The organism is Tessaracoccus pujii, assembly GCF_055326215.1.
On sequence record NZ_JBUZNP010000012.1, the window covers coordinates 13,904 to 27,197 of the forward strand.

Below are 13,294 nucleotides of genomic sequence, written 5' to 3' on the forward strand. Positions count from 1 at the left end.
CGCAACGACGCGTGGCTCAACCTGATGCAACGACGCACAGACCAGAGGAGACGCCCATCCATGCATGACAGCACACCCGACGTCCCAGCCGGTGAGATCCCGGCCGAGGACTTCCACCGAGTCCAGCGCTCGCCGGAGTTCGCCCACCTGAAGCGGACATTCCGGTCCTTCGCCTTCCCGATGACCGCAGTGTTCCTGGTGTGGTACTTCGCCTATGTCCTCGGCTCCATCTTCGCCAAGGACCTGATGATGACCAGCGTGGCCGGCAACCTCACCGTCGGCATCCTGTTCGGCCTCGGCCAGTTCGTCAGCACCTTCCTGATCACCTGGCTCTACATTCGGCACTCGGTCAAGAACGTGGACCCCCTGGCCAAGGCACTTCGTGAAGATCTGGAGGCGAGCGCGCGATGACACTCCTGGAGACCCAACAACTCGGCAATCCGATCATCAACATCGCCATCTTCGCCGCGTTCGTCGTGTTCACCATGGCGGTGGTGATCCGGGTGACCCGCGGCGGAAAGAAGAAGGCGGGCGACTTCTACACCGGAGGCGCCCAGTTCGACGGCCGGCAGAACGGCTTCGCCATCGCCGGTGACTACCTGTCCGCCGCCTCGTTCCTCGGCATCGTCGGTGCGGTGGCCCTCTACGGCTACGACGGCCTGCTCTACTCCGTCGGCTTCCTGGTTGCGTGGCTGGTGGCCCTCCTTCTGGTGGCCGAGCCGCTGCGCAACACAGGCAAGTACACGATGGCCGACGTGCTGAGCTTCCGCATGCGGCAGAAGCCGGTGCGCCTGGCCGCTGCCACCTCGACCCTGGCCGTGTCGTTCTTCTACCTGCTCGCGCAGATGGCCGGCGCCGGCGCGCTGGTGTCGCTGCTGCTGGGCATCGCCTCGCCCCTCGGCCAGAACATCGTCATCGCCATCGTCGGCCTCCTCATGGTCGGCTACGTGCTGATCGGCGGCATGAAGGGCACCACCTGGGTGCAGATGATCAAGGCGGTGCTGCTCATCCTGGGCGCCGGGGCCATGACCATCTGGGTCCTGGCGTTCGCCGGATTCAACCTGTCGACCCTGCTGGGCGAGGCGATCGCGACGTCCGCGGCTGACGGGTCCACCGTCGATCTGCTCGCGCCCATGCAGCGCTACAAGGATCCCCTGGCACTCATCTCGATGGGCCTGGCCCTCGTGCTGGGCGCCTCGGGCCTCCCACACGTCCTGATGCGCTTCTACACCGTCCCCACTGCAAGCGAGGCCCGCCGCTCGGTGACCTGGGCCATCGGCCTCATCGGCGCCTTCTACCTGTTCACCATGGTGCTGGGCTACGGGGCCGCGTGGCTCGTCGGGCCGAAGGCCATCTCGGAGATGCCCGGGGGGGCGAACGCGGCCGCCCCGGCGCTCGCGTACGAGCTCGGCGGAACCGTGCTGATGGCCGTCATCGCGGGGGTGGCCTTCGCGACCATCCTCGCCGTCGTGGCGGGGCTCACCATCACCGCGTCCGCGTCCTTCGCCCACGACATCTACAACTCGGTGCTCAAGGACGGCAAGGCCGACCCCGCCAAGGAGGTGCGGGTTGCCCGCATCACATCGGTGACCATCGGACTGGTGGCCATCGTGGGCGGCATCGTGGCCAACGGCCAGAACGTGGCGTTCCTGGTGGCGCTGGCGTTCGCGGTGGCAGCCTCGGCCAACCTTCCCTCGATCCTGTTCTCCCTCTACTGGAGGAGGTTCTCCACCGCCGGCGCGGTCTGGTCGATCTTCGGTGGGCTGATCACGGCAGTGACGCTGATCGTGTTCTCGCCCGCGGTGTCCGGCCTGCCCACGTCGATGTTCCCGAACGCCGACTTCGCCTGGTTCCCGATCGACAGCCCGGCCATCGTGTCGGTTCCGATGGGCTTCTTCCTCGGCTGGCTGGGCTCGGTCGTCAAGCCCGACGGACCGGAGGTGGCGGACCGGGCCGCGGAGATGGAGGTCCGCTCCATGACCGGCGCCGGCGCCGAGGGCGCGATCGACCACTGATCCCCCTCCGCACGCGCCAGAGGCCCGCCCCGACGATGGGGCGGGCCTCTGCGGCTGTCCGGGCTGAACTCAGATGAGGCCGAGTTCGGTGACCGCGTTGCGCTCGTCGACCAACTCGGCGACCGAGGCGTCGATCCTGCCGCGCGAGAAGTCGTTCAGCTCGAGGCCCTGGACGATCTCGTACTTGCCGTCCTTGACCGTGCACGGGAACGACGAGATGAGGCCCTCGGGGACACCGTAGGACCCATCGGAGGGGACGGCCATGGACACCCAGTCACCCTCCGGGGTGCCCAGCACCCAGTCGCGCATGTGCTCGACGGTGGCGTTGGCTGCCGAGGCGGCCGACGACAGGCCGCGGGCCTCGATGATCGCCGCTCCGCGCTTCGCGACAGTGGGGATGAAGGTGTTCTCCAGCCACTCCTGGTCCCCCACCAGCTCAGCAGCGTTCTGGCCGCCGACCTTGGCGTTGAACAGGTCCGGGTACTGCGTAGCGGAGTGGTTGCCCCAGATGGTCATGTGCGTGATCTCATCGACTGGACGGCCAACCTTGGCCGACAGCTGCGACAGGGCCCGGTTGTGGTCCAGCCGGGTCAGCGCGTTGAAGCGCTCGGCGGGGATGTCCGGGGCGTTGCGCTGCGCGATGAGCGCGTTGGTGTTGGCCGGGTTGCCGGTGACGAGGACCTTGACGTCGTCCGCCGCGGCGGAATTGAGCGCCTTCCCCTGGGCCGTGAAGATGGCACCGTTGGCCGACAGCAGGTCACCGCGCTCCATCCCCGCCTTGCGGGGCATGGCGCCCACGAGCATCGCCAGGTTCACGCCCTCGAAGACCTTGTTGGGATCGTCGCCGATCTCGATGTTGACCAGGTTGCCGAACGCGCAGTCCTGGAGCTCCATGACCACACCCTCAAGGGCCTTGAGCGCAGGGGTGATCTCGAGCAGGCGCAACTCGATGGGGGTGTCGCCAAGCAGCGACCCGCTGGCGATGCGGAACAACAGGCTGTAACAGATCTGGCCTGCGGCGCCGGTGACGGCGATCTTGACGGGAGCAGCAGTGCTCACTTCGTTTCCTCTCGTGACGTGCAATATCCACTGACGGCATTGACTCTACCGGTGCAGCGACCCGCCTCGCCGGGGGGGCCGGGACTCAGATGATGCGGAACACCCAGTGCGCGATCTCGATGAACACGACGGCTGCGAGCCACACCATGAGGGTGATCGCCAGCCAGCCGCCCTTCGCGAAAGCCAACGCCTTCGCCTGCGCCGAAGGTGGGAGGAGCAGGTTGCCCTCCAGGATGTTCCAGTGCGTCATGGAGGTGAAGACGAAGGTGGTGGACAAGGTGACGAGGATGCACCAGGGGCACAGCGCGCCGATGACGAAGGTGGACTGGAACAGCAGCCAGTAGGCGAAGATGACGCCCAGGAAATAGACCACGTTGGCGGTGAACATGAACCAGCGCGGGAACCGGGTGCCCGCCAGGGACGCGACCGCGATGGTCATCACGACCGGCTCGGCGATGAGACCGAGGAACGCGTTGGGGAACCCGAACACATTGGCCTGCGGGGTGGAGCCCACCGCCACGCAGTCGAAGATGGCGTTGATGGAACAGCTGAGCACCACCTCCGGATTCTTCGCGATGAGGATGGCGTCGTAGGACAGCACGAACGAGGCGATCAGGCTGAGCGTGGCGAAGACCAGCATCTCCAGGAAGAGGATGGTGCGCGAGCGTGGACTGGGACCCTCGAAGGAGTCTGGCATGGCGTCCTCGAGGGTGGCGGTCTCCTGCATGGGCACCATCGTAACCGGGCCGCTCATTACGACGGTGGCACGACGAACGCCACCACGATGATCCCGATGCCGATGGCGGCCATGACTGTCACGTCGATCCATCGCCGACGCACGGCGAGAAGCCCGGCCGTCCCGCGCGGCAGCGCCAGGCGCAGCAGGGCGCCGAGCAGGAGCGCGCCGCCGATCATCAGAGCCCCCCTGCGCCAGTGCCCGAAGGCCGCGTAGGCCACGCCGGCGCTCACTGCGGACAGCACCACCAGCAACGGCCACGGATTGCTCGGGTAGGAGTCCGCGGGCTTGTCCGGCCTATCCGGCATACAGCGCTTCCGCCCGGTCCACCACGTTGCTGAGCAGCATCGCCCGCGTCATGGGGCCGACCCCGCCAGGATTGGGCGTCACCCACGACGCCTTCTCCCAGACATCGGGCGCGAGGTCCCCCACGGTGCGACCGTCGACCCGGCTGACGCCCACATCCACGAGGACCGCGCCCTCGCGGATCATGTCGGCGGTGATCATGCCCGGCACGCCGGCGGCGGCCACCACCACGTCCGCCGCCCGGGTGTGGGAGGCGAGGTCCCTGGTGCCGGTGTGGCACAGGGTCACCGTCGAGTTCTCGCTACGTCTGGTGAGGATGAGGCCCAGCGGCCGGCCCACGGTGATGCCGCGACCCACGACACACACCTCCGCGCCGCGGAGCTCCACGCCGTGCCTGCGCAGGAGTTCGACGATGCCCCGGGGGGTGCACGGCAGGGTGGCCGGCTCGTTGAGCACCAGGCGGCCGAGGTTGATGGGATGCAGACCGTCGGCGTCCTTGTCCGGGTCGATGAGGGTGAGCGCCCAGTTCTCGTCCAGATGCTTCGGGATGGGCAGCTGCACGATGTACCCCGTCACCGCCTCGTCGGCGTTGAGCGAGCTGATGGCCTCCTCCAGCTGCGCGGCCGTGGCGTCGGCCGGGAGTTGCACCCGGATGGAGGCGATGCCCACCTCCTCGCAGTCGCGGTGCTTCATCTTCACGTAGCTCTGGCTGGCCGGATCCTCGCCCACCAGCACCGTGGCCAGCCCGGGCACCACGCCGCGGCCCCGCAGCACGGCGACGCGCTGCGCCAGCTCGGCCTTGATGGCGGCGGCCGTGGCCTTACCGTCGAGTCTCTGAGCGGTCACTGGGGCCTCCTGGTGGTCAGTGGAAGAAGTGGCGGGTGCCGGTGAAGTACATCGTCACCCCGGCCGCGGCGACGGCGTCGATGACCTCCTGGTCCCGCACGGAGCCGCCGGGCTGGACGATGGCCTTCACTCCCGCGTCCAGCAACACCTGCACCCCGTCGGCGAAGGGGAAGAAGGCGTCGGAGGCCGCCACCGACCCCGCGGCCCGCTCACCGGCCCGGCTGACGGCCAGGTGACAGGAGTCCACCCGGTTGACCTGGCCCATGCCGACGCCGACGGAGGCACCTCCGGCGGCCAGCAGGATGGCGTTGGACTTGGCGGAGCGCACGGCCCGCCACGCGAACTCGAGCTCGGCCAGGGTCGCCTCGTCCGCAGGTTTCCCCGCGGCGAGCGTCCAGGCCGAGGGCGCGTCGCCCGGCGCGTCGATGGCGTCGGCCTGCTGCAGCAGCAGGCCCCCGTCGATCTCGCGCAGCCCCATGCCGGAGTTGTCGGCGTCCTGCGCCAGCAGGATGCGCAGGTTCTTCTTCGCGGCGAGCACGTCGACGGCGCCCTCCTCGTAGCCGGGCGCGACGATGACCTCGGTGAACACCTCGGCGACCTGCCTGGCCATCTGCACGCTCACCGGCCGGTTAGCGGCGATGACGCCGCCGAACGCGGACACCGGGTCGCACTCGTGGGCCAGGCGGTGAGCCTCCGCCACGTCCGTACCCACCGCGATGCCGCAGGGGTTGGCGTGCTTGATGATGGCGACGGCGGGGTCTGCGAAGTCGTAGGCCGCGCGGCGCGCGGCGTCGGCGTCGACGTAATTGTTGTAGCTCATCTCCTTGCCGTGCAGCTGCGTGGCGTCCGCGAGCCCGTCGGTGCCGTCCCCGTTGCGGTAGACCGCCGCCTTCTGGTGGGAGTTCTCGCCGTAACGCAGGTCCGCGACCTTGTGCCACGTGGCGCCCACCCAGGACGGGAAGCCCGAGCCGCCGGAGGTGTCGGTCAGCACGTTGCCCATCCAGGAAGCCACGGCCACGTCGTAGGTGGCGGTGTGCACGAACGCGGCCGCCGCCAGCTGCTTGCGCTGCTGGAGGGTGAACCCGCCCGCTGCCAGGGCGGCGCGCAGCATCGGGTACTGCTCGGCGGAGGTGATCACCGCGACGCTCTGGTGGTTCTTGGCCGCGGCCCGCACCATGGTGGGGCCGCCGATGTCGATCTGCTCGACGCACTCGTCCTCGGAGGCGCCGGACGCGACCGTCGCGGCGAAGGGGTACAGGTTGGTGATCACGAGGTCGAAGGGCGCCACGCCCAGCTCGTCGAGCTGGCTGCGGTGAGTCTCCAGGCGTCGATCGGCGAGAATGCCGGCGTGCACGTGGGGATGCAGCGTCTTGACGCGGCCGTCGAGGCACTCCGGGAATCCGGTGACCTGTTCCACGGGCGTCACCGCGACCCCCGCGTCCGCCAGTGTGCGGGCGGTGGAGCCTGTGGACACGATCTCCAGGCCCGCGGTCTGAAGCTGACGACCCAGGTCCACCAACCCGGTCTTGTCGTACACGGAGACCAACGCTCGGCGCAGCGGGATCTGATCGGTCACTGGTTCTCCTTCGTCCATGCGGCCACAGCCTCCACCAGGAGGCGCCGCTCGACCACCTTGATGCGTTCGTGAAGCGAGTCCACATCGTCCCCGGGCAGCACGTCGACCGCGCGCTGCAGCAGGATCCTACCGGTGTCCACCCCGGCGTCGACGAGGATGACAGTGGCCCCGGAGACCTTGACACCGGCCCGCAGCGCGTCGCGCGGCCCGTGGATGCCGGGGAAGCTGGGCAGGAGGGCCGGGTGGGTGTTGATGGTGCGGCCGCCGAAGCGTGACAGGAACGCCGGGCCGAGCAGCTTCATGAATCCGGCGGAGGCCACCAGATCCGGGTCGAAGGAGCCGACGAGCTCAGCCAGTTCCGCGTCCCACGCACCCCTGTCCGCGCCCCGGGCGAGAGGATGGGCGAGCGCGGGAATGCCGCGCTGACGGGCCCGCTCCAGGCCGTAGGCGTCGGGCTGGTCCGAGATCACCGCGACCACCTCCGCATCCACCGCGCCGGCGTCGACGGCGTCCAGAAGCGCCTGGCACAGCGTGCCGGAGCCGGAGAGCAGGACGACGACGTGGGTGGTCACGCGCTCATCCTAGGGGGCGTCGGATCAGCCCGACGATCAACCCCGTCGTCATGCCCGAGAGCCCAAGGATGGTGGGCGCGAAGATCGCCAGCTCCCCCACGCGCGCCCCGACCTCGACCAGTCTCTCCGCCCCCAGGCCCCCCGAGCCGAGGGCAGCCGCGACGGTCACCGCCGCGCCCGCCGTCACGCCGGAGAGGCCGCCCACCAGCGCCGTCTGATCGAAACGCGCGCGAGGCCTCGCCCAGGCCACCGCCAGCGCGGCCACGGCCCCCGCGAGCACGCCCACCAGGAGCCACCAGAACGCGACGGGTGAGCCCTCCGAGCCGACCGGCACCAGCCCGAAGGCGGGGATGGCCGGCAGGAGCCCGACGTCGGTGGTGGAGAGACTGATGAGGGATCCGTCGCCGACGGTCACGCCCGCACCCAGCATCCACGAGGCCGCCATCGCCACGAGGTTGGGCAGGTAGAGGAGGTGCAGGGCCGTAAGCAGCACGATCCCGACCGGCCCGGCGTCGAGGCCCTCGGCGATCGCGGTGATGGTGTCGCGGCCGCGGACCAGTGCCACGACCAGGACCACGGACGCGCCGACGAGCACCGTCAGCACCGCGCCGCCCAGCGCTTTCGGGACGGCCCGCAGCCACTCCGGCCAGTCCACCGAAGGGTCGTGGCCCACGCCGCGCGACGCTCCCCAGAGCCCGGACACCGTGCCCACCACCAGGCCCCCGACGACGGCGCGCAATGAGCCGGCGCCGACCGACGCGGCGAGGATGATGACCGCCGAGGCGTACACACCGGCGAAGGTGCCCCCCACGCGGAGGACGATCGCCTCGGTATCGGCCCAGATCCGGCCGGTGTCATCGGGCAGCGCCTGGGCCTGAGCCGCCTGCCTGGCGGCCAGCGAGGCGACGGGGAGGGCCAGGAAGACCAGCGCGGCGGTGAGGCCGAGGGGGGCCAGGGAGACGGTCATCCCCCCGATCTCGGTCGGCGCCCCGTGCGCCAACACGAGCACCTTGGTCGAGATATCGAGCGCTCCGGCGATCTGCGCGTCGGGGGAGGTGAGCCACCCCAGCACCGCGAGCGCGCTCAGCACCAGCCACCCGGCGAGGAGCACCGCAACGGGCCCGAGGACCGCGGGCACGTACCACGGCCAGGGCCACTGCCTGGGTGACGACGGCTGTGTGGCGTCGACGTCGATCGCGACCGTGCGGTGGGTCGGCGTCCGTTTCGCCATGCGCGTGTCCCCCTCTACTTCGTCGCCCGCCTTTGCCCGCGGCGGTAGTGTGGCCCCACGAAACCCGCAGTGGAACACCGATGGGAGGTGACCCGATGTCAGAAGACGAGCAGCGCCGGCCCCGGAGGGCCCTACCCTCCGACGAGGACACCTCCCCCCCGCCGGACATGGACGATACCTCAGGCGACGACATCTTCCGGCCGCGACGCGGCTCCGGAGAGGATCGCGCCGCGGCACTCGGAGAGACCCCCATCCCCGCCCCGGTCTTCCCGCGCTCGGCCGGCGAGTTCGCCGAGAGCCCCGGGCCCGCCCCGCGTCGCTCCGCCTTGTCCTCGCAGACCCCGGTCGAGGCTGAGGGGCCCGCGGTGGCCACCACACCGGTCCCGCTCCCCACAGGGCTCACGACATGGCTGCTGGGCGGCCTCGTCGGGGCCCTAGTGGTGGGTCTCATGGCCTTCTTCATCACCCGCGGCGCGCAGCCCACGGACCCCGCCAGCGCCTCGCCCTCCCCCAGCGCCAGCGCGTCGGCGAGCCCGAGCCCGACGGTCGCGGCGGGGGTCGAGGAACTCCTCACCGGGGAGGACCTCACCGGCGTCGCCCCCGCGGCCTCGTGGGCCATCACGCACACGAGCACCGAAGCCGCGGAACACGAGGGCCGCGTGGCGTGCCTCAGCACGGAGGCCGAGGAACAGAACCCCACTTCCTCCCTTCAACGCACGCTCGCCACCTCCGACGCGGACCAACTGGCCGCGTTGCACCGCATCGAGACCTATGCCTCGCCGGCCGCGGCGCAGCAGGTGTTCACCAACCGGACCGGAGCCCTCGCCGGCTGCAGCGAGATCCCCGCGCGCATCGCCCGGGCCAGCACCGTCGAGGGGATGGGCGACGAGGCGTTCCAGATCACCATCGCCTTCGAGAACGAGCAGGCCCAGTTCCACACGGTGCTGCTGACCCGGGTGGGTGCTACGGTCCAGATCCTGGACCTGGCCCGCAGCACCGCCGTTGAGGCCAATCTGCTGGCCGAGGCGCTGATCCGCCCCCAGGCCACCCTGTGCGAGCTCGAGGGCGCCACCTGCGCCGCCGCACCCACCACCACGCCTGCCGTGGTCCCGCCCGTGGAGCCGCTCGGATGGCTCATCCCGGCGGACCTGCCGCGCATCCGCGCCGGCGCTGGGCGCTGGACCGCGTCCACGCCTTCGGATCTGACCAGTGCGGGGATGGGGTGCGAGAACATGACCCTGGCCACCGAGCCCGGCCCCACCGAACGTCGTCAGGCTACCTACCTACTGACCCAGGACGATCAGGCGCCCGGCACGTTCGGCCTCGATGAGCTGCGCTTCACCTTCGCCGACGCCGCCGCCGCCTCCGCCTTCGCGGCCAAGCTCGGCACCGCGATCGCCTCCTGCAAGGACCGCGTCAACACCGCCACAGTGAGCGAACTCCCCGGCGTGACCGGGACCGGTGAGGCGGGCCTGGCGGTGTCGTCGCGGATCTTCGCGCTCACCCAGGCGACTGCGGACCGGCCGGTGCCGTATCAGCTCATCGTCAGCGTCGCAGGACCCACAGTTGCGTACAGCATCGCGACCATCACGGACACCTACCGGTTCACCGATTCCCAGCTGGCGGAGTTGGCGCTGCGGATCCCGGTGCGCGCCAGCCAGGGCTGACGGCGGGGCGGACGCGTCAGACCAGGCTGTGCCGCAGTCGGGCGATGGCGTCGCGCGCCAGCGCTGCGGTGAGTGAGGGCGTCTCCCCCACCAGCACTCCAGCGGCCTCCATGGCCTCCTTCTTGGCGGCGGCCGTGCCGGACGAGCCGGTGATGATGGCGCCCGCGTGACCCATGGTCCTGCCGGGGGGCGCCGTGAATCCGGCCACGTACCCCACCACCGGCTTGGTGATGTGGTCAGCGATGTAGGCGGCCGCGCGCTCCTCGGCGTCCCCGCCGATCTCGCCGATCATGACGATGAGGTCCGTCTCCGGATCCTCCTCGAAGGCCTGCAGCACGTCGATGTGCCGCGTGCCGACCACGGGGTCCCCGCCGATGCCGACGGCGGTGGAGAACCCGTGGTCACGCAGTTCGTACATCATCTGATAGGTCAGCGTGCCGGACTTCGACACCAGCCCGATCCGCCCCGGACCGGAGATGTGGGCGGGGATGATGCCCACATTGGACCGTCCGGGCGAGATCAGCCCGGGACAGTTGGGGCCGATGATCCGGGTGCCGGACTCCCTGGCCGCCGCCTGGAACTCGATGGCATCGTGAACGGGGATGCCCTCGGTGATCACGACACAGAGGCCGATCTCGGACTCGACGGCCTCCAGGACGGCCGCCTTGGCGTACTGCGGGGGCACAAACACCACGGACACGTCCGCGTGCGTGGCGGCGACAGCCTCCACCATGGACCCGAACACCGGTACCGGATCCTCCTCGAAGAGGACGGCCTCGCCGGCCTTGCCCGGAGTCACGCCACCGACGATGCGGGTGCCGGACATGATCATGCGCTGCGTGTGCTTGCGCCCCTCCTTGCCGGTCATGCCCTGCACCAGGACGCGCGACGAGTGGTTGATGAAGATCGACATCAGGCCCTCAGTTCCCTTCGGCGGCGAAGCGGGCGGCGGCCCGCGCGGCCTCGTCCATGGTGTTCTTGACGGTGATCAACGGATGATTCGCCTCGGCGAGGATGGCCTTGCCCACGTCCACCGAGTTTCCGTCGAGGCGGACCACGATGGGCAGGCGGGCTTCGTCGCCCAGCATGTCCAGGGCGTGCACGATGCCGTTGGCCACGTCGCTGCACGCCGTGATGCCACCGAAGATGTTGACGAAGACGCTCTTGACCTGCGGGTCGCTCATGATGATGCGCAGGCCGTTGGCCATGACGGTGGCCGATGCACCGCCTCCGATGTCGAGGAAGTTCGCGGGGCGCGGGGCGCCTGGCAGTTCCTCGCCGGCCGCGGCGACGACGTCGAGGCTGCTCATCACGAGGCCGGCACCGTTGCCGATGACGCCGACGCTGCCGTCGAGCTTGACGTAGTTGAGGTCCAACAGGCGCGCCTGCCGCTCGAGATCCACGTCCCCTGTGCTCTCCTCGTACTGCGCGCGCTCCGGATGCCGGAAGTCCGCATTGCTGTCCAGGGTGACCTTGGCGTCCAGCGCGATGATGCGCCCGTCGCCGGTCCTGACGAGTGGATTGATCTCCACGAGGGTGGCGTCGGCTTCCTTGAACACACGCCACAGCAGCATCAGGACTTCCGAGACTGGGGCGTGGTCCTCAGGAAGGAAGCCCGCCTCCGAGACGATCCGCTGAGCCACCGCCGACGAGATCCCCTGGACGGGGTCCAGTTCCATCTTCACCAAGGCCTCGGGACGCTCCACCGCCAGCGTCTCGATGTCCATGCCGCCCTCGATGCTGCACATCGCGAGGAACCCGCCGGAGGCTCGGTCCAGCAGGATGGAGAAGTAGAACTCCTCGGCGATGTCCGCGCCGGGGCTGAGCATCACGGTGTCCACGGTGTGTCCCTTGATGTCCAGACCGAGGATTTCGCCGGCCGTCCTGGCTACGGCGTCCGCGCCGCGGGCCAGTTTCACCCCGCCGGCCTTGCCGCGGCCTCCTGTCCGCACCTGCGCCTTGACCACCACGAGGTCCGATCCCAGCTCGGCGTAGGCGGCCACGGCCTCCTCGGGGGTGGTGGCGGTGCGCCCCGGCAGGACGGGCACGCCGTAGCGTTCGAACAGGTCGCGCGCTTGATACTCGAGGAGATCCACGGTGGTCCTTCGGTTGGGTCGTTCAAACGCCGCCAGACTATCTGGCGGATGAGAGGAGGGGAAGTGCCCGGCGGACCACTCCGACCCCGATTTTGAGAGATTCCTGAGAACTGTTAAGGTTTCGACTCGGAAGCCTTCAGGGGAGCAATTCAGGCACGAGGAGCCAGGTGAACGACGACACCACAGCGGCACACGCCCGCCGCGCGGCAGAACTCATCGACGACGTCGTCGAGATCGATGCCCACCCCGCCCGTCGCTCCACCTCCCCCCGCAGCTTCGCCTTCAGCCGGCGCATCGTCGCGCTGGGCGTCGCCGCAACCCTGTCCGTGGGCGCGCTGTTCGCCTTCGCCTTCACCTCGCGCGGCGGGGACGTCGACGCCGCCGGCGAGTCCATGGATGCTGCAGTACCGGCCGCGGCCGCCTCGGCAGCCGCGATGGGGTTCGCCGACCGCTCGCAGGAGGTCAGCCGCTCAGCCGTCCGCTCCAACCTCAGCGAAGCCGTCGCCGACGAGAACGCCAAGGCGCGCGCAGCTCAGCTCGGCGCCTCTGTCGAGTCCGCCACCCAGGCCGAGTGGATGACCAACTCGACAGAGCGCCAGCGCCTCATGGATGAGGACATGCAGCTGGTCGCCGCCCAGAGCGCCAAGCTCAAGAAGGAAGCCGAAGAGGCCGCCCGCCGCCTGGAGGAGGCCAAGAAGGCCGCCGCAGCCGCAGCGGCTGCTGGAGCCGCCAAGGCAAAGCTCACGTCGGAGGACGTGACGAACCTGACCAGCAAGGGCGGCTCGATGCCCGTCAAGTCCAACTACCGCGTCGGGGCCGGCTTCGGCGCCACCGGAAGCTGGTCGCGCTACCACACCGGCCAGGACTTCCCGGCCCCCGTCGGTACCCCCATCTACGCCGTCGCCTCCGGTGTCGTGCTCAGCCCCACCGCCGGCGGCTGGGCGGGCATCAACGTCGTCATCCAGCACAGCAACGGTGGCTCCACCCTGTACGCCCACATGAGCCGGAAGGCTGTGAGAGCTGGCCAGACCGTGCGTCCCGGCCAGCTCATCGGCTACGTAGGCACCACGGGCCGCTCGTTCGGCGCGCACCTGCACCTCGAGTACTACAAGCCGGGCGTGACCCCCGGAGACGTGTACTCGGCCTCCAACCCGATGAGCTTCCTGCGCTCCCTCGGCGTCGGCTGAGGC

13 protein-coding genes are annotated in these 13,294 nt (G+C 69.8%); 4 read left to right on the forward strand and 9 right to left on the reverse strand.

Annotated elements, in window-relative coordinates; translation table 11 throughout:
* Window positions 1–60 precede the first annotated feature (60 nt).
* Window positions 61–411 (forward strand): DUF485 domain-containing protein, encoded by a 351-nt coding sequence (locus tag ACZK5N_RS13305; RefSeq protein ID WP_459019134.1) that lies wholly within the window; start codon window positions 61–63, stop codon window positions 409–411.
* Complete coding sequence (locus tag ACZK5N_RS13310) at window positions 408–2,015, forward strand: monocarboxylic acid transporter (protein WP_459019133.1); 1,608 nt, start codon at window positions 408–410, stop codon at window positions 2,013–2,015. The genes ACZK5N_RS13305 and ACZK5N_RS13310 overlap by 4 nt, the downstream gene beginning before the upstream one ends.
* A 69-nt stretch (window positions 2,016–2,084) precedes the next feature.
* On the opposite strand, the gene ACZK5N_RS13315 is transcribed toward ACZK5N_RS13310, so the two are convergent.
* The 7 genes from ACZK5N_RS13315 to ACZK5N_RS13345 all read right to left on the reverse strand — a co-directional run bounded on the left by ACZK5N_RS13315 (window position 2,085) and on the right by ACZK5N_RS13345 (window position 8,341).
* Window positions 2,085–3,074: a malate dehydrogenase gene (locus ACZK5N_RS13315; protein WP_459019132.1), complete on the reverse strand. Its 990-nt coding sequence runs from the start codon at window positions 3,072–3,074 to the stop codon at window positions 2,085–2,087.
* An 85-nt stretch (window positions 3,075–3,159) separates the two neighbouring features.
* Entirely contained in the window at window positions 3,160–3,801 is a 642-nt protein-coding gene (locus tag ACZK5N_RS13320; protein WP_459019131.1) for a vitamin K epoxide reductase family protein, read from the reverse strand.
* Window positions 3,802–3,827: 26 nt separating this feature from the next.
* Complete coding sequence (locus ACZK5N_RS13325) at window positions 3,828–4,118, reverse strand: DUF3017 domain-containing protein (protein WP_459019130.1); 291 nt, start codon at window positions 4,116–4,118, stop codon at window positions 3,828–3,830.
* Window positions 4,108–4,962, reverse strand: a complete 855-nt coding sequence (locus tag ACZK5N_RS13330) for a bifunctional methylenetetrahydrofolate dehydrogenase/methenyltetrahydrofolate cyclohydrolase (protein ID WP_459019129.1) — start codon at window positions 4,960–4,962, stop codon at window positions 4,108–4,110. Before ACZK5N_RS13330 ends, ACZK5N_RS13325 begins: the two co-directional genes overlap by 11 nt.
* Window positions 4,963–4,978: 16 nt before the next feature.
* Window positions 4,979–6,556, reverse strand: a complete 1,578-nt coding sequence (gene purH / locus ACZK5N_RS13335; RefSeq protein ID WP_459019128.1) for a bifunctional phosphoribosylaminoimidazolecarboxamide formyltransferase/IMP cyclohydrolase — start codon at window positions 6,554–6,556, stop codon at window positions 4,979–4,981.
* Window positions 6,535–7,110, reverse strand: coding sequence for a phosphoribosylglycinamide formyltransferase (gene purN, locus ACZK5N_RS13340; RefSeq protein WP_459019127.1), 576 nt, complete (start codon window positions 7,108–7,110; stop codon window positions 6,535–6,537). Before purN ends, purH begins: the two co-directional genes overlap by 22 nt.
* 4 nt (window positions 7,111–7,114) lie before the next feature.
* Entirely contained in the window at window positions 7,115–8,341 is a 1,227-nt protein-coding gene (locus tag ACZK5N_RS13345; protein ID WP_459019126.1) for a cell division protein PerM, read from the reverse strand.
* A gap of 95 nt (window positions 8,342–8,436) precedes the next feature.
* Here ACZK5N_RS13345 and ACZK5N_RS13350 point away from each other — a divergent pair, with 95 nt between their 5' ends.
* Window positions 8,437–10,008, forward strand: coding sequence for a hypothetical protein (locus ACZK5N_RS13350; protein WP_459019125.1), 1,572 nt, complete (start codon window positions 8,437–8,439; stop codon window positions 10,006–10,008).
* A gap of 16 nt (window positions 10,009–10,024) precedes the next feature.
* Here the strand turns inward: ACZK5N_RS13350 and sucD are convergent, their stop codons facing one another.
* Window positions 10,025–10,921 carry a succinate--CoA ligase subunit alpha gene (gene sucD, locus ACZK5N_RS13355; protein WP_459019124.1) on the reverse strand — a complete coding sequence of 299 codons (897 nt, stop codon included), beginning with the start codon at window positions 10,919–10,921 and terminating at the stop codon, window positions 10,025–10,027.
* Window positions 10,922–10,928: 7 nt separating this feature from the next.
* The gene (gene sucC, locus ACZK5N_RS13360) at window positions 10,929–12,104 is read right to left on the reverse strand and encodes an ADP-forming succinate--CoA ligase subunit beta (RefSeq protein WP_459019123.1); all 1,176 of its coding nucleotides are present in this window, start codon (window positions 12,102–12,104) and stop codon (window positions 10,929–10,931) included.
* Between the two features lie 167 nt (window positions 12,105–12,271).
* Between sucC and ACZK5N_RS13365 the strand changes: the two genes are divergently transcribed.
* Window positions 12,272–13,291: a M23 family metallopeptidase gene (locus ACZK5N_RS13365; RefSeq protein WP_459019122.1), complete on the forward strand. Its 1,020-nt coding sequence runs from the start codon at window positions 12,272–12,274 to the stop codon at window positions 13,289–13,291.
* Window positions 13,292–13,294: the final 3 nt, after the last annotated feature.

Bases quoted from the DNA above. Each gene is read 5' to 3' on its own strand.
- purH (WP_459019128.1), bottom strand. From the start codon at position 6,556: ATGGACGAAGGAGAACCAGTGACCGATCAGATCCCGCTGCGCCGAGCG.
- ACZK5N_RS13325 (WP_459019130.1), bottom strand. From the start codon at position 4,118: ATGCCGGATAGGCCGGACAAGCCCGCGGACTCCTACCCGAGCAATCCG.
- sucD (WP_459019124.1), bottom strand. From the start codon at position 10,921: ATGTCGATCTTCATCAACCACTCGTCGCGCGTCCTGGTGCAGGGCATG.
- ACZK5N_RS13305 (WP_459019134.1), top strand. From the start codon at position 61: ATGCATGACAGCACACCCGACGTCCCAGCCGGTGAGATCCCGGCCGAG.
- ACZK5N_RS13320 (WP_459019131.1), bottom strand. From the start codon at position 3,801: ATGCAGGAGACCGCCACCCTCGAGGACGCCATGCCAGACTCCTTCGAG.
- ACZK5N_RS13310 (WP_459019133.1), top strand. From the start codon at position 408: ATGACACTCCTGGAGACCCAACAACTCGGCAATCCGATCATCAACATC.
- ACZK5N_RS13350 (WP_459019125.1), top strand. From the start codon at position 8,437: ATGTCAGAAGACGAGCAGCGCCGGCCCCGGAGGGCCCTACCCTCCGAC.
- ACZK5N_RS13345 (WP_459019126.1), bottom strand. From the start codon at position 8,341: ATGGCGAAACGGACGCCGACCCACCGCACGGTCGCGATCGACGTCGAC.